Source organism: Rufibacter roseus (assembly GCF_001647285.1).
In the GTDB taxonomy this organism is placed as follows: domain Bacteria; phylum Bacteroidota; class Bacteroidia; order Cytophagales; family Hymenobacteraceae; genus Nibribacter; species Nibribacter roseus.
Map to the genome: position 1 here is coordinate 505263 of NZ_LRML01000002.1, position 15443 is coordinate 520705.

The 15443-nt window shown below is 43.5% G+C and carries 14 protein-coding genes; 7 read left to right on the forward strand and 7 right to left on the reverse strand.

Annotated elements, in window-relative coordinates:
• Nucleotides 1-117: 117 nt before the first annotated feature.
• The 3 genes from A8O23_RS03955 to A8O23_RS03965 all read right to left on the reverse strand — a co-directional run bounded on the left by A8O23_RS03955 (nucleotide 118) and on the right by A8O23_RS03965 (nucleotide 2120).
• Complete coding sequence (locus tag A8O23_RS03955; protein ID WP_066616864.1) at nucleotides 118-558, reverse strand: toxin-antitoxin system YwqK family antitoxin; 441 nt, start codon at nucleotides 556-558, stop codon at nucleotides 118-120.
• Between the two features lie 117 nt (nucleotides 559-675).
• A complete protein-coding gene (locus A8O23_RS03960; RefSeq protein WP_082882896.1) occupies nucleotides 676-1614 on the reverse strand; it encodes a 1,4-dihydroxy-2-naphthoate polyprenyltransferase in 939 nt (312 codons plus the stop codon).
• An 11-nt stretch (nucleotides 1615-1625) separates the two neighbouring features.
• Complete coding sequence (locus A8O23_RS03965; RefSeq protein ID WP_066616867.1) at nucleotides 1626-2120, reverse strand: glutathione peroxidase; 495 nt, start codon at nucleotides 2118-2120, stop codon at nucleotides 1626-1628.
• Here A8O23_RS03965 and A8O23_RS21850 point away from each other — a divergent pair.
• Nucleotides 2119-2319 (forward strand): hypothetical protein, encoded by a 201-nt coding sequence (locus tag A8O23_RS21850; RefSeq protein WP_239693335.1) that lies wholly within the window; start codon nucleotides 2119-2121, stop codon nucleotides 2317-2319. The genes A8O23_RS03965 and A8O23_RS21850 overlap by 2 nt on opposite strands.
• Before the next feature lie 78 nt (nucleotides 2320-2397).
• Here the strand turns inward: A8O23_RS21850 and argS are convergent, their stop codons facing one another.
• Nucleotides 2398-4194 (reverse strand): arginine--tRNA ligase, encoded by a 1797-nt coding sequence (gene argS, locus A8O23_RS03975; RefSeq protein ID WP_066616872.1) that lies wholly within the window; start codon nucleotides 4192-4194, stop codon nucleotides 2398-2400.
• 7 nt (nucleotides 4195-4201) lie between these two features.
• Complete coding sequence (locus tag A8O23_RS03980; RefSeq protein ID WP_066616874.1) at nucleotides 4202-5185, reverse strand: arginase; 984 nt, start codon at nucleotides 5183-5185, stop codon at nucleotides 4202-4204.
• Nucleotides 5186-5270: 85 nt separating this feature from the next.
• Between A8O23_RS03980 and A8O23_RS03985 the strand changes: the two genes are divergently transcribed.
• Nucleotides 5271-6674, forward strand: a complete 1404-nt coding sequence (locus A8O23_RS03985; protein ID WP_066616876.1) for a type III PLP-dependent enzyme domain-containing protein — start codon at nucleotides 5271-5273, stop codon at nucleotides 6672-6674.
• 79 nt (nucleotides 6675-6753) lie between these two features.
• Entirely contained in the window at nucleotides 6754-6918 is a 165-nt protein-coding gene (locus A8O23_RS21555; RefSeq protein WP_161486690.1) for a hypothetical protein, read from the forward strand.
• A gap of 219 nt (nucleotides 6919-7137) precedes the next feature.
• Here the strand turns inward: A8O23_RS21555 and A8O23_RS03990 are convergent, their stop codons facing one another.
• Nucleotides 7138-7671, reverse strand: a complete 534-nt coding sequence (locus A8O23_RS03990; protein ID WP_066616879.1) for a D-glycero-alpha-D-manno-heptose-1,7-bisphosphate 7-phosphatase — start codon at nucleotides 7669-7671, stop codon at nucleotides 7138-7140.
• 130 nt (nucleotides 7672-7801) lie between these two features.
• Here A8O23_RS03990 and hemG point away from each other — a divergent pair, with 130 nt between their 5' ends.
• The 3 genes from hemG (at nucleotide 7802) to A8O23_RS04005 (ending at nucleotide 11040) form a co-directional block, all read left to right on the forward strand.
• A complete protein-coding gene (hemG, locus tag A8O23_RS03995; RefSeq protein WP_066616882.1) occupies nucleotides 7802-9142 on the forward strand; it encodes a protoporphyrinogen oxidase in 1341 nt (446 codons plus the stop codon).
• 24 nt (nucleotides 9143-9166) lie between these two features.
• Complete coding sequence (locus tag A8O23_RS04000; protein ID WP_066616884.1) at nucleotides 9167-9898, forward strand: polyprenol monophosphomannose synthase; 732 nt, start codon at nucleotides 9167-9169, stop codon at nucleotides 9896-9898.
• 185 nt (nucleotides 9899-10083) lie between these two features.
• A complete protein-coding gene (locus tag A8O23_RS04005) occupies nucleotides 10084-11040 on the forward strand; it encodes a TerC family protein (RefSeq protein WP_066616885.1) in 957 nt (318 codons plus the stop codon).
• Nucleotides 11041-11317: 277 nt separating this feature from the next.
• On the opposite strand, the gene A8O23_RS04010 is transcribed toward A8O23_RS04005, so the two are convergent.
• On the reverse strand, nucleotides 11318-13318 hold the full coding sequence (locus A8O23_RS04010; RefSeq protein ID WP_082882897.1) for a biosynthetic peptidoglycan transglycosylase: 2001 nt from the start codon (nucleotides 13316-13318) through the stop codon (nucleotides 11318-11320).
• 241 nt (nucleotides 13319-13559) lie between these two features.
• Between A8O23_RS04010 and purB the strand changes: the two genes are divergently transcribed.
• Complete coding sequence (gene purB, locus A8O23_RS04015; protein WP_066616887.1) at nucleotides 13560-14912, forward strand: adenylosuccinate lyase; 1353 nt, start codon at nucleotides 13560-13562, stop codon at nucleotides 14910-14912.
• The last annotated feature ends 531 nt before the right edge of the window (nucleotides 14913-15443 follow it).

Below are 15443 nucleotides of genomic sequence, written 5' to 3' on the forward strand. Positions count from 1 at the left end.
ACGGCGGCAAGTCCATCGGCTGATGCTAACGTTTAGCTGTTGTAAGCAAAAGAGATTCTTATTCCCTTTCCTATAATAAACTTTAAAGCGAATAATCCTCAAGATTCTTTAGTTCTTCTACTCGACAACAACCTTTTGAGCAGTCACTAAACTTCTTAAATTATACTTCCGGATTTCTGTTAATTCACCACTTTTATTGTAAAATTCAAAATCACCATGCAGTTTGCCATTTTTCTGGTTGCCTACCATTTCTGCTGCACCATTATCATAAAGCTTCAATAACAATCCTGAAGGCACATTATCTTCATAAGTCATAATCCTCTGAATTCCTCCATTGGGATAATATTCAACTAAACTACCGTTAAGCTTGCCTTTCCTGAAATATGCTTTTGTCAGAGTATCTCCATCCTCCTGAAACTCCACATACCTCCCTTCCATTACCCCATTTTTGTAACCACCTAAGCTCTTAAGCTGCCCGTTCTCAAAAAAAAACACTTTTCTCACCATCCGGTTTCCCATCAACCAATGGAGTTTTTGATTTAATGGTTCCGTTCCCATACCGCTCTATTAATTCATTATTTGAATTACATGAGAAAGAAATTATACCAACTATGAATGAGACTGCTAATGACTTATATTTTAGATTAACTAATGCTTTCATTTTCTCAATTTTTGCTACCTATCCAGTACCAACCCCAACCCAAGCAGCACTACAAACACTAGGGTAGAGAGGGCCATCTGTTTTAGCAAAGGGTCTAGTTGACTGGCCGTTTGCCGCCGCATCACTTCTCGTCCATTATATAATAGTAAAGGAAGCGCTCCCAGAAATAGCCAGGGCCATAGAGTAAAGTTCTCTCTTATACCTATATATATAACAGTACAGGCAACTCCGGCTAATAATAAAAACCAATGGTACCGGCGAGCCCTGATTGCACCAAGTCTTACCGGCACTGACCTTTTACCAGCCAATTCATCAGATTTAATATCTCTGATGTTATTTACATTCAGCACCGCTGCCGAGAAAAAGCCCAGGCTGGAGGCAGGCAGCAGCAATTCAGAAAAAACACGTCCTGTTTGCAGGAAATAAGTACCTAGTACTCCCACCCAACCAAAGAAGAAGAAGACAGAAATATCACCTAGGCCGGCATAGCCATAGGGCTTTCCACCGTTAGTATAACCTATGGCTGCCCAAATGGCCGCCACTCCAAGCAACAAGAAGAATAGAAACAGGTAAAGACCAGACGTACCTAAGGCAACCCAAAGCAGCGTGAGACCCGAAACAAAGGAAAACGCACTGAAAAGAATAATAGCGCCTTTCATTTGGGCGGATGAAATTTGGCCAGCCTGCACGGCCCGCTGCGGCCCCTCTCGGTGTTGGCTGTCTGCCCCATGCTTGGTATCTCCGTAGTCATTGGCCAAGTTAGACAGTATCTGCAGAAATAAGGTGGTGAGCACGCACAGCGCTAACACAGGCCACCTTGAGAGATGATCGGCGGCGGCCAGAAAACCACCCATTCCAATGCAGGACAATGCCAAGGGTAAGGTACGCAAACGAAAGGCCGACACCCAGGTGCCGGCCGAAGGCCGTTTTGGCCCTATTTTTTCAAAATCCACTTAAAACCAGATTAGCTGTTAATGTCGCGGAGCAATTCTTCGCTTAACGGAGAAACTTTAGAAGGGTAGAATTTCAAGATTTTACCGTCTTTACTGATCAGGTATTTGCTGAAGTTCCAGGCTGGAGCCTCAGAATTTGTACCATTTTCGTCTTTGCTGGTCAACCACTTGTAAAGGGGCTGCTTCTCTGCTCCTATCACTGATGCTTTCTCAAACAAAGGGAAGGTTACGCCAAAGTTCTTCTGGCAAAACTCCGCAATGTCTTCATTGTCCCCTGGCTCCTGCCCCCCAAAATCATTTGCCGGAAAGCCCAAAACTACCACTTTATCGCCGTGCATCTTGTGCAACTTCTCCAAGTCAGCGTACTGCTTAGTGTAACCACATTTTGAGGCGACATTAACTATCAGGAGCTTTTTCCCTTTGTACGCTTTCAATGTGATATCTCTTCCGTCTATGGTTTTGAGCGGAATATCAAAGATAGAATTAAAGGTTGTGGCTGATGTCATGGCAGCAGAATTTGTAGTAGACGTTGGTGTTGTAGCAACTGGCGTAGGCGTAGTACAAGACACTAGTACGTTTAATAAAGAGATAAAGAGTAAGTTGTGCATACGTTTTTTTGGTTTATCTAAGGCCTTAACCGTTTTTATTAAGCTTTGTTCTGCTTATGGTGTATTTAAAGTTACTCTAAATCAACATCATCCCTAGAAGGCTAGCCTTGACTTATTTAAAGAGAAAAAAAATATTGCCCCCATTTCAAAGCCCCTGCTTTACTATTGAAGAACGTTACATTCTTTCTGGCACTGAAATACCCAGCAAGCCCATCATAAACTTAATAGTCTGAGCCACCTGCCGTGATAAAGCAATCCGGAAGCTTAGCACCTGCGCATTGGGCTCCTGGAAAATGGGTACTTCTGTATAGAAGCGGTTGTAAGTCTTGGCTAGATCAAAAGCATACTGTGCAACTATAGACGGAGCGTAATTCTTAGCGGCATCAGCCACTACTGAGCTAACATAGTTCAGCAGAATAAGAGCTTCCCGTTCTGTTTCATGCAGCGTTTCTACCTCTGTAAAATCAGTGCTATCTGAGGCTACGCCCATATCAGCGGCTTTACGTTGAATGGCGGCAATACGGGCGTGGGTGTACTGAATGAACGGCCCGGTATTTCCTTTGAAGTCAATAGACTCTTCTGGGTTGAACAACATCCGCTTTTTAGGGTCTACTTTAAGCAGAAAGTATTTTAAGGCGCCCATAGCCAAGGTGTGGTACAGTTGCTGCGCCTCTTCAGAGCTAAACCCGTCAATCTTGCCCAGTTCGTCTGTTTTCTGACGGGCAGTGTCAATCATTTCATCCACCAGCTCATCAGCGTCTACCACAGTCCCCTCTCTAGATTTCATCTTGCCGCTAGGCAAGTCTACCATACCATAAGATAAATGGAAGATACCCTCTGCGTAAGACTTGCCTAACTTCTTCAGAACTGCCTTTAACACCTGGAAGTGGTAATTCTGCTCATCGGCTACCACATACACGCTTTGGTCGTACTGAAAATCCTCGTATTTCAGTTCAGCCGTACCCAAGTCTTGGGTAATGTAAACCGAGGTTCCGTCCGCGCGGAGCAGCAGTTTCTCGTCTAAACCTTCTTCAGTTAAGTCAACCCAAACAGAGCCGTCTGCCTTCTTGAAGAATACGCCTTTGTCTAACCCTTCCTCTACCCGGTCTTTCCCCAATAAATAGGTGTTTGACTCGTAGTAGAATTTGTCAAAGTCAACTCCTATGTTTTTATAGGTAGCATGGAAGCCGTCATACACCCAGCCATTCATTTTCTCCCAAAGAGCAATGGTTTCCTGATCGCCTTGCTCCCACTTCTGCAGCATTTCCTGGGCTTCCATCATAAGAGGAGCCTGTTTCTTAGCCTGCTCTTTCTCCACTCCCTGCGCTACCAGTTCTTCAATTTCCTGCTTATAGGCTTTGTCAAACTCTACATAATATTTCCCAACCAAATGGTCACCTTTAATATTGGCACTTTCAGGAGTCTCACCATTCCCGAATTTTTCATAGGCAATCATGGACTTGCAGATGTGAATACCGCGGTCGTTCACCAAGTTGGCTTTCACCACTTCATTACCGGCAGCTTTCAAAATCTCAGACACAGAATAACCTAGGAAGTTGTTTCGTAGGTGACCCAGGTGAAGGGGCTTGTTCGTGTTTGGAGAGGAATACTCAACCACAACCTTCTGTTTTTGGCCTGTTTTTCCGAAATCAGCTCCAAAACTGTTGACCTGCTCTGAAAACAGCTGCAACCAGACGTTGTCTTTAATTTCTATGTTCAAGAAGCCCTTCACTACGTTGTAGCCTGCCACTTGCTCTGCATTCTGCACCAATGATTCGCCTAAGGCCTGCCCTATTTGCTCAGGTCCTTTGCCCAAGGCTTTGGTGAGCGGGAAAGTAACGAACGTGAAAGTGCCGGCAAACTCTTTACGGGTAGGCTGCAGGTTAATTTGCTCAGCGGGAAACGCGTGTTGAAAAGTATCTTGTAAGGCTTGGCTCAGCGCCTGCGCTATCTGTGCTTCTAATTGTTTCATGGGTACGTTATGCGGTGGCCGTTGAAGTTTGTTCTGCTTGATCTAGCCGCTGCTCAATGGCCTGGGTAGTGTGTTCTAATATTTCAAAGGCATTTTGTGCCATGGTGTTTTCTGCATCTAACGTAGGGTTGATTTCCACCATCTCAAAGCAAACCACTTTAGGGTCACTTACCAAGCGGTAACATAGCTCCTTGGCCTGCTCCACATTTAGCCCCACCTCCACCGGCGTGCCGGTACCTTTAGAGAACTTTGAGTCCAGGCTATCTACGTCAAAAGAAACATATAAAATATCGCAATCCTTAAGTCTGCTCAGGGCTTCATCAGCCACTTGCTCAATGCCTTTGGCAATGACTTCAGGGTACGTAAAGTTTTTGATGTTGTGCTTGTCAAACAAATATACCTCTGGCTTCTCATAGCTGCGGGTCACAATGTAGACAATGTGTTCGTGCTTGATCTTTGGTTCCTCTGACCCCACTCTTTTCAAAGATTCCCAGAAGAATATAGTCTCCGGGTCCGGATCATTCACCTTGCAATCTAAGTTATCCTCGGCCAAAGAGGCGGCCAAAGGCATACCGTGCATGTTACCAGAAGGCGTGGTGTACGGCGAGTGGATATCGGCGTGGGCATCAACCCAAATTACCCCCAGCGTTTTGTCTGGATAAACAGATTTTATACCAGCAATGGTACCTCCGGCGTTAGAATGATCACCTGCCAGCACCAAAGGGAACATTCCAAGCTCTAATGTTTGTTCAACGGTGTGGCTAATGCGTTTATAGGTCTGCAGAATGCTGTCAATGTACTTGGCGTGCGGGAAGAGGTTCTTCTCAAACATAACGTCATTGAAGTTAGGCACCTCTACAGAAGTAAACCTTTTGAAATAATCTGAGTTTTTGTTTAAGCACGCTATTTTAAGGGCATCTACGCCCAAACTAGCTCCGCGCTTACCGGCACCCAGCTCAGATTTTACTTCAATAAGCCTTATTTTTTTCATTCGAATCGGAACCTAGTTTTTGCAAAGATGGTAAAATAGAACCAATATTGCACGTTACCCGCATTCGTACGGCTACTACTTTATAATGGATAAATACACCGATCTCATTCACCAAACCTTTGATTTCCCCACCGAGGAATTCACCGTAACCAATAATGAACTCTCTTTCAACGGCATCCCGATGATGGAGCTGGTAAAGCAGTACGGCACTCCGTTACGGCTTACCTATTTGCCTAAAATCAGCTCACAGATACAAAAGGCGAAAATCCTTTTCAGGGAGTCAATGGAGAAGTTGAATTACCAGGGCACCTATACCTATTGCTACTGCACTAAGTCCAGTCACTTTTCTTTTGTACTGGAAGAGGCGCTGAAGAATGACATACATATTGAAACTTCGTCTTCTTTCGACATGCCAATTATCAGGGCGCTGTACGAGAAAGGTAAGGTAAATAAAGATGTGTTTGTAGTTTGCAACGGCTTTAAGCGAGAGCTATACCGCAACCACATCACCTCTATGATCAACGATGGCTTCCGGAACGTAACTCCGGTGTTAGATCACTTAGGTGAAATTGACCATTATGAGGAGCATGTGACGGGCCAATGTCAGGTGGGTATTCGATTGGCCTCTGACGAGGAGCCTAAGTTCCAGTTCTACACCTCCCGTTTAGGCGTGAACTACAACGATGTGGTGGGCCTTTATGAGAACAAGATCAAGAACAACCCCAAGTTCAAGCTCAAGATGCTCCACTATTTTATTAACACGGGCATTAAAGATACCTCTTACTACTGGTCAGAATTGAGCCGCTTCGTGCACAAGTATTGTGAAATGAAGAAGCTGTGCCCAGAGCTAGATACTATTGACATTGGTGGCGGTTTCCCTATTAAAACCTCTATTCAGTTCGATTACAATTACCGGTACATGATTGAGGAGATTCTACGGACTATCCAAAGAATTTGCCGCGAAGAAGGTGTGCCTGAGCCACATATCTTCACTGAGTTCGGAATTTATACCGTGGGTGAAAGTGGTGCGCACATCTATTCAGTATTAGACAGCAAACTGCAGAACGACAAAGAGCTCTGGTACATGATTGACGGCTCGTTTATCACAAATTTGCCAGATACCTGGGCTTTGAACCAGCGTTACATCTTGCTGGCCCTGAACAATTGGGATAAAGAATACCAACGTCTGAACTTGGGTGGTTTGACCTGCGACAGCCAGGACTACTATAACTCTGAGATGCACTCGTTTCAGGTGTTCTTGCCTAAGCTATCCAAAGAGAAGCCGGAGCCACAGTATATTGGTTTCTTCCATACGGGTGCATACCAAGAAAGCCTCAGTGGCTACGGTGGCATTAAACATTGTCTTATTCCATCGCCTAAACACGTCATCATAGATCGTGAGGAGGATGGCAGTCTAAAGTCATGGGTTTTTGCCGAAGAGCAGAACGTTGACTCAATGCTGGAGATTTTAGGTTATAAGAATAAATAATTTTAACAAAGTGCTTCATAATTGCCACAAAAAGCGTAGCTTTGACGTAGTATACGCACACTTGTAGATTAAACTTTTTATGAAGAATTTGTTACTTGTAGCCGCCATTGGCATGTTGAGCCTTGCTTCTTGCAGATCTTCTACCTGCCCAGCATACGCACAGAAGACAGACCGTGCCGAAAACCAGAACGTGATGGTGAAAGCCAACCCAGAGGTTCAGGCTACTAGCAGAGTAAATGGATAAACCTATCTCTGATAGATTGACAGATATAAAAAGCCGGAATTATTCCGGCTTTTTTGTTTTTATACTGGTGTAGGTTTAAAGGCCTGTCAGAATCAGATCAACTTAAGACACTTTATCCTAGTCAATGTTTTTAACTAAACCGGCTAGAGTTTATAGTTTTACTTTTCTATAGTGCTGAAGCTGTTTTTTGCCTGTTTTCAGAAATAGACGCATAAAATATCAATGTTCCATGGTAATGAAGTGGGCAGCCTCCAGTAAATCCTTTGCCTGCCATTGATGAGTTGTAGGAGGGTATTCCCCTACCAGAATAGACTTCACTCCTACTTTAAAAGCCGCTTCTACATCTCGCATTTTGTCCCCCACCAGCCAACTATGCGCTGGGTCTATGTTAAACCGCGCCATTGCTTTCTCCAGCATGAGACTATTAGGTTTACGTGCTAAAGATTCTGAAAAATTTGGGTGCCCCGGTGCCATGTAAAGTGCATCTAACAAGTTGCCGCATTCCCTTTGTAGCTTCTCATGGCAAGCCAATACATCAGATTTGCTGTAGATGCCTTTGGCCACCCCCGCTTGGTTTGTTACTACGATCAAATAATAACCCGCCTTCTTTAACATAGCCAATGCTTCGGGCACTCCTGGGCAAACTTCAAAATCAGAGAGCCGCCAAGTATAGTCACCGCGCTCCAAGTTCAACACTCCATCACGATCCAGAAAAATGGCTTTGTTTTTCGGCAACTGTATATTCTCTTCCATAGCCTCTAAATTAACGGCTTCTGCACATAATTGAAGAGCAAAAATTGTTTATAGGCTAATTTCTCTAAAAAGGCTCCAAATCAAACAGAGGTAGTTCACGTATTTCTGAAGCAAAGCTTTTGTTTAGTACATGAGAGTAGCCATTATAGGAGCAGGAATATCAGGGTTGGCCGTGGCGTACTACCTCCAAAAACTTGGAATGCGGTATGACTTGTTTGAAGCCGAGGCCGAAGCAGGTGGCTTAATCAAAAGCCCCCGTGTGGGTGACTATCAGCTTGAGTTAGGGCCGCATTCGCTGCAACTTACCCCTGATCTACAAGAATTATTGCATGAGCTGAAACTTAATGATGAAATTGTGCAGCCAGCACAGGTCTCTCAGAATCGTTTTATCCGCAAAGACGGCAAGTACCATTGCCTCCCCAACTCACCGGTTAAGTTACTGATGAGTTCTTTCTTTAGCTGGCGCACCAAATTACAGATTGCCCAGGAGCCTCAGAAGCCTGTCCAAGATATTCCAGAAGAAACAATAAGCCACTTTTTCAAACGACGTTTTGGGCAGGAGGTGGTGGATTACTTGGTGAAGCCTATGGTAGCTGGCATTTATGGCGGAGACCCTGATCAACTGCTGCTTGAGAAAACTTTTCCGTACATCAAAGAAATGGAAAAACAGCACGGCTCCATACTTAAGGCCCTCACCAAAGAAGAGCAGCCAGACCGCCATCCTGTTTTTACCTTAACCCATGGCTTGCAGGCACTACCCAAAGCAATTGCGTCAAAGCTAATTTCGCTGCACCTAGATCACCAAGTTGAAATGGTGCATCGTACCCATGGCAAATATTTTCTGAGTATCAAGAATGATGAAGAAGGCCTTAGCGAAGTAGAATATGATGCTGTGATAATGGCGTTACCCGCGCATAAGGCTGCCGAACAACTGGAGTACACGGCTCCGGGCCTGGCCGCGGCACTGCAGAACGTCACCTATTCCCCTATGGCGGTGGTCCATTCTGCTTATCATAAGCATACCATTGGCCATGACGTAAATGGTTTTGGTGCCTTGCACCCGGCTAAAGAAAAGCAATTTACAGCGGGCTCTATCTGGAGCAGTTCTCTCTTCCCTCGCCTCTGCCCCGACGATGAAGTTCTTTTCTCTTCATTTGTGGGAGGAACCCAGGCTCCTATTCATACCCATTACCCTGAAACGGAGATCAAACACCGTACTCATATTGAGCTCAAGGCTAACTACAATATTTCGGCTGATACTCCACTGTTTCAACATTGCCAGGTATGGCCTCAGGCAATTCCGCAGCCTGATATGTTTATTTTGGATGTGCACGAATTGGTTTCAAAGCTGGAGAAGGAAAAATTGTTTGCCTGCGCCAACTGGATGGCAGGTCCCTCAGTACCAGACTGCATACGCTATGCACGACAATTGGCCCAAAAAATATATTCCATGCTGCCTTCCGTGCAATAAACCTGATTCATCTATATTTGGGGGATGAAAGAGTCGGTGGTGGTTATCCCTACATATAATGAGATAGAAAATATTCAGGCTATTATCCGGAAGGTATTTTCTTTGCCCCACCCTTTTCATGTATTGATTGTAGATGACAACTCACCTGACGGTACAGCCGAAGCTGTCATGCAACTGCAGTCAGAGTACCCAGACCGGCTTTTTCTGGAGCAACGTAAAGGTAAGTTAGGTTTAGGAACGGCCTATATACACGGCTTCAAATATGCCTTGCGCTCGGGTTATCAGTATATTTTTGAAATGGATGCTGATTTCTCGCATAACCCCGAGGATTTGGTACGGCTATACCACGCTTGCGCACAGGAAGGGAATGACATGGCTATTGGTAGCCGATACAGCAACGGGGTAAATGTGGTGAACTGGCCCATGAGCAGAGTACTTCTTTCTTACTTTGCCAGCCGCTATGTCCGTTTAATTACAGGCATGCCCATACATGACGCCACCGCTGGTTTTAAATGTTATACCCGTAGAGTATTGGAGACAATCAATCTTGACCGGATTCGGTTTATTGGCTACGCCTTTCAGATTGAGATGAAGTTTCTGACGTACAAATACGGCTTTAAAATTATTGAAGTACCTATTATATTCACTGACCGTACCAAAGGACAATCTAAGATGAGCAAGGGTATCATTAGAGAGGCATTTCTTGGGGTAATTCAGATGAAGGTTAGCAGTTACTTCCGGAGTTTTGCCAGATAAACCTGCTATGGCTGTTTTTCGCCTGTTTTTCTAAAAACACCGCTAAACCAGCGCAACAATTCTTTTTCTGTGGTTTTGCCACAGATTCACCGTATCTTTCAGACTTTGTACTGGTGTAACACTGGCTACAAAGGGTAATAATCGCTTCTTTTCAAGCCGAGGTGTTTGGCTAATTATTCATTACTGTGGAAACAAACATTTATTTCTGGGTAGGATTTAACGCATTCGTGGTGGCCTTACTGGCTCTTGACCTTTTCGTATTCCATAGAAAAACCCATGTAGTTAAAATAAAGGAAGCCCTTTTATGGAGTGCTTTTTGGGTTCTGCTTTCTTTAGCGTTCAATGTAGGTATTTACTATTGGAAAGGTAGCGGACCGGCCCTTGAGTTCTTGACGGCTTATCTGATAGAGAAATCACTGAGCGTTGACAACCTGTTCGTCTTTATTCTCATCTTCAATTTTTTTCAGGTGCCTGCTGCATTTCAGCATAAAATTCTTTTTTGGGGAGTTTTAGGAGCCTTGTTCTTCAGAGGCGTATTTATATTAGCAGGTGTTGCCTTACTAGCCAAGTTCCACTTCATTATTTACATACTGGGCGCATTCCTAATCTTTACAGGCGCTAAAATGGCCTTCAGTTCCGGAGACGAAGAGATAGACCCAGACAGTAACCCTATACTTAAATTCGTTAGCCGCTATATGCCCGTGACTAAACGGCACTACGGTGACAAATTCTTTGTAAAAATTGATAAGACGCTTTTTGCTACCCCTCTGTTTTTGGTGTTGGTTATGGTAGAAACCACAGATGTGGTATTTGCCGCTGACTCTATTCCGGCTATTCTGGCTATTTCAAAAGATCCCTTTATAGTTTACACCTCAAATGTTTTTGCGTTGCTTGGCTTACGGGCACTTTATTTTGCCTTAGCCGGAATTATGCAGCTTTTCCATTATCTGCACTATGGCTTGTCTTTAATTCTAGTTTTCATAGGTATAAAACTAGTGTTGTCAGATATCTACCACATGAACATGGTGGTGGCTCTTACAGTGGTAGCGTTTATCTTAACTGTGTCTGTTATTCTTTCACTGGTGTTTCCTAAAAAGGATAAACCCACCATGCCTTTTCCTGATGAGGAAGGAGTAGAGTAGCCTATATCAACGTACATGCAGAAGCCGTTTTTAAGCTGTTTTTTTGATAAACAGCTTAAAAACGGCTTCTGCATTTGCATCTTTCTTTGAAAAATGATTTGAGAATAGCTATAGTACTTCTGCTTTTATAAACTATTGAACTGTTTCTCTTGAATTTAAATATGGTTCAAGACTTGTAATCACTTTAGCAGATCTCCAGCCACTACTCAAGTTAGACAAGGCATTCTACCATAGAAAAGGCCGATGTATATCATCGCTTTTCTATGGTATGTGTGTATCAAAAATCTAATAAATCAATAGGAGCCAGTTGTAGGGTATCCATGGTTACTTGTGTGGTATCTGGTCTGGCTATCACAAAATTTCCGGCTCTACCCTGTAAGTTTACATAGGGCGAGACACTCTGGCGCTCACTTTCTGAGATGAGACCTCTTTTGGCCATGTTTCCGCTGATTAGCCTAAAGAAATACCTTGGGTAAGCCCGCAAACCGCCATATACATCAAAATACGTTCTGTATTGCTTGGGCTTCGGCACTATGCTCGCCATGAAAAGGCTCTCCTCTAGAGTAAGCTGACTGGGGTGCTTGCTGAAGTAAAATTCAGCTCCCTCTTTTACACCATACACATTTGGCCCCCACTCAATTATATTCAGGTATACCTCATACATCCGCTGTTTTGACACCAACTTTTGGTTTTCAATCAGCCATACTATCAGCGCCTCCTCAACTTTTCTAGTGATGGTTTTTTTTCTGGTCAGAAAGGCATTTTTCACCAGCTGCATTGATACGGTACTACCTCCCCTCACAAAAGATTTCTCTTTGATATTTGTTATCAGAGACATTCTGAAAGCACCTTCATGAAAACCTTTATGCGAAAAGAACCTAGGATCTTCTGCAGTCAGTATAGCATGCTTTAAATAGTCAGAGATCTGGTTGTAAGGCACAAAGTTCGGGTTAGAGGGACCAACTTTGAACTCCCGCACTACTTTACCATCTTCGTACACCATATGCGTAAATTCTTGATTGAGTTTACGCAAATCAACAGCGCCATAATCAGTAATTTTCAGGTTCTGAGCATTCAAATCTGATTCAAAGGTAAGGCTGTCTACCTTGGCCATGTCCACATAAAAGTTTAAGTGGTAGTCAAAGCTTCCAGTTGCCTTCATCCCCTGAAATGAATCGAAAAGCCCTGGAGGCATTGACTCAAAAAGATCATTTGCCTCTATGTTAGGTGAATCAATCTTGATTCCTATTTTGCGGTTCGGTCTTGTTTCATAAGTTGCCCGTGGGTAAAAGACCGCTTTGTTGATGCGTACTTCAGAAAGAGTATCTAGTGAATAATAATGGTCTCCTAAGGTGATAACATATTTAAGCGCACCATCACGCACAAACACATCTTCATCGGCTATTTTAGGGTGGTTAAGCACCAGGCTATGGGCACTTGTTTCACCAGTTATTGTTAGCTGGTTATTTTTGAATTCCTTATCAGTTATACTTAGGCTTAAAGTGTCAAAGTGCATAGTAGCCCCAAACTTCTGCTGAATGTAAGGTACTGTTATGCCTCCCTTCTCTTCGCCATACATTTTTGCTGAAAGCAGATACCGATCAGGATCAATTACGCCATTCACGCGCATGGTATTTGTGACAGAGTCAGTGGAAATGGTCATTAGGGCTAAAATAGCGCCATCTTCCACAGTAAGTGAAGGCAGTCGCATATCTATAACCCGATCGTTATTTCTGAAGACTACTCCTAAATCACGGAAGTTTACCCCATCAGGCACGTTTTCAAAGGCTGTCTCAATTAACCGGTTCAATACTGTGCCATAATTTGTTCTAGGCTTGTTCGCTTCAGGAGTTTCTTTTTCTTTTTTGCTCTTTAAGAGAAATGAAAAATTATCTACGCTGTCTTTGCGTACCGCAGTCACTAACCCGCTAGCCACATCAAATTGTTTGAACACTAAACGGCCCAGAAACAACGAACGGAAACTTACAGTAGCCTCAACAGTATCAACCTGAAGCAGTTTAGTGCCGTTATTGGGCGTAAAGCCTATGTCTGTGACTAATACAGTATTCAGATCAAGAAAGGTAGCTTGGCCAATGTGTAGATCTGCTGGGTATTTGTTTTCTACCTTTTGAATCACTTTTGTTACTGCATATTGCAATAGGCGTTGCCGGTTTACCAGAAATACAACTATAAGAACTACTATCAAGGCAACAAAAATGCCTAAGCCAATCAGCAGCTTCTTTTTATGGCGGGAGAAAAATTCTTTGAATTTAGACAAGGTGATGATTTCTATATTCTAATGGATTAGTGGGCACTACATAAGTACACTTCCAACAAAAGTAACGCTTTACCTGATACCTACAGACGTAAAGCTATGCAGATCGAAAAATACGTAAGAATCACTGAAAAGTTTAACTTTTGCAGATTCTCCACCTCTTCTTGGCTACGCTTTTTGAAACAATTCCAAACTCCTGCTTCCCTATAACGGAACATGATTATCTTTGAGAAAATTATTTGTCATGAATTTATCTGCACTCTCTGCTATTTCGCCAATAGATGGTCGTTATCGTTCTCAGGTACAAGAACTAGCTCCTTTCTTTTCTGAATTTGGATTGATTAAATACCGCCTCTTAGTAGAAATTGAATACTACATAGCTTTGTGTGAACTGCCTCTGCCGCAATTACAAGAGGTAGACGCCAGCCTGTTCCCTAAAATGCGCAGCATCTACGAAGACTTTAGCTTTGAAGATGCACAAGCTATAAAGGAAACGGAAAAGACTACAAATCACGATGTAAAAGCAGTAGAATATTTTATCAAAGATAAATTTGATGAATTGGGAATTGGCCAGCAAAAAGAATTTGTACATTTTGGGTTAACTTCCCAAGACATCAATAACACGGCTATACCTCTACTGCTTAAAGATGCTGTAGACGGAATCTATATCCCTCAGCTGACATCCATCATAGTTGAACTTAAAGCTCTAACACAGGAATGGAAAGAAGTTCCTATGTTAGCACATACCCATGGGCAACCTGCTTCTCCCACTAAATTAGGCAAAGAAATACAGGTGTTTGTTGAGCGACTGGAGAACCAAATAAAACTACTCTCACAAATACCTATGTCAGGTAAGTTTGGAGGGGCTACTGGCAATTTTAACGCTCACTACGTTGCTTACCCCACCATTGATTGGGCTGCATTTGCCAATAAATTTCTAAAGGATAAACTCTCTCTGACACGTAGCCAGGTAACAACCCAGATAGAACATTATGATAATTTAGCTGCACTCTTTGACTGCTTCAAGAGAGTAAACACAATACTCATGGATTTCTCCAGAGATGTATGGCAGTATATATCTATGGGGTATTTCAAACAGAAGATAAAGGAGGGAGAAATTGGCTCCTCTGCCATGCCTCATAAAGTAAACCCTATAGATTTTGAGAATGCAGAGGGAAATCTTGGTATGGCCAACGCTATCTATGGCTTTTTAGCTGAAAAATTGCCCATTTCAAGATTACAACGTGATTTAACAGACTCTACGGTATTGCGCAATATAGGAGTTCCTCTTTCACATTCATTCCTGGCACTAAAGTCTCTTAAGAAAGGGCTAGGTAAACTTCAGTTAAATAAAGAAGCACTAAACAGAGACCTTGAAGAAAATTGGGCAGTTGTAGCAGAGGCTATACAAACAGTTCTTAGAAGAGAAGGCTATCCCTCTCCTTACGAAGCATTAAAAGGCTTGACGAGAACAAACGAAAAAATCACAGCTCAGTCTATACAAGAATTTATTGAACAGCTGGACGTGAGGGAAGAAGTGAAAACTGAGTTAAGACAAATTAGTCCGTTTAACTATACTGGCATCTCCTTATATTGATATGAGACAGCTTCCAAACAGGAAATAGAAAGGGGGGTACTGCATTATGCAGTACCCCCCTTTCTATTGATGCTAATTTTAGAATAAAAAGATTAATAGTGCGATAGGCCCTATCATAAATGATCGGCTGAGGTGACGGAAACTTGCCCGGAGCCACTTTCCGCTTTTGGAGAGTGAAGTAGGTGAGGAAGAAAACAATGTACGGTACAGGCGTACCGGAATAAAAGGGAGGCTTCTTTTGAGGAACAAAGCTTGCGATAAGACTGGGGCAGGGTTCCGGAGTGCTAAGGCATCTCCCTTCTATCCGCCCCTCGGTTACGTCCTGCGGCTTGATGAGGGTCGCATCCCGTTCCCCCTCCCGCCTGTCACCCACCAGCCACCCGCTGCGCTGGGGGCGTTTCCTCCTGCGTGGCTATCCTAGCGTCCTGCCCTTGTGTTCGGGCGCGGCGTGAAAAGAGGAGAGGCCCCGGCTGCTGTCTCCAGCTGTCGGGGCCTCCTTGTTGGGGGTTGGCGGCTACCTACTCTCCCGCG

What these genes read in the sequence shown, in the direction of transcription:
- A8O23_RS03955 (WP_066616864.1), bottom strand. Translation starts at nt 558, where the DNA reads ATGGGAACGGAACCATTAAATCAAAAACTCCATTGGTTGATGGGAAAC.
- A8O23_RS21850 (WP_239693335.1), top strand. Translation starts at nt 2,119, where the DNA reads ATGGCAGCAGAATTTGTAGTAGACGTTGGTGTTGTAGCAACTGGCGTA.
- A8O23_RS03965 (WP_066616867.1), bottom strand. Translation starts at nt 2,120, where the DNA reads ATGACATCAGCCACAACCTTTAATTCTATCTTTGATATTCCGCTCAAA.
- argS (WP_066616872.1), bottom strand. Translation starts at nt 4,194, where the DNA reads ATGAAACAATTAGAAGCACAGATAGCGCAGGCGCTGAGCCAAGCCTTA.
- A8O23_RS03980 (WP_066616874.1), bottom strand. Translation starts at nt 5,185, where the DNA reads ATGAAAAAAATAAGGCTTATTGAAGTAAAATCTGAGCTGGGTGCCGGT.
- A8O23_RS03985 (WP_066616876.1), top strand. Translation starts at nt 5,271, where the DNA reads ATGGATAAATACACCGATCTCATTCACCAAACCTTTGATTTCCCCACC.
- A8O23_RS21555 (WP_161486690.1), top strand. Translation starts at nt 6,754, where the DNA reads ATGAAGAATTTGTTACTTGTAGCCGCCATTGGCATGTTGAGCCTTGCT.
- A8O23_RS03990 (WP_066616879.1), bottom strand. Translation starts at nt 7,671, where the DNA reads ATGGAAGAGAATATACAGTTGCCGAAAAACAAAGCCATTTTTCTGGAT.
- hemG (WP_066616882.1), top strand. Translation starts at nt 7,802, where the DNA reads ATGAGAGTAGCCATTATAGGAGCAGGAATATCAGGGTTGGCCGTGGCG.
- A8O23_RS04000 (WP_066616884.1), top strand. Translation starts at nt 9,167, where the DNA reads ATGAAAGAGTCGGTGGTGGTTATCCCTACATATAATGAGATAGAAAAT.
- purB (WP_066616887.1), top strand. Translation starts at nt 13,560, where the DNA reads ATGAATTTATCTGCACTCTCTGCTATTTCGCCAATAGATGGTCGTTAT.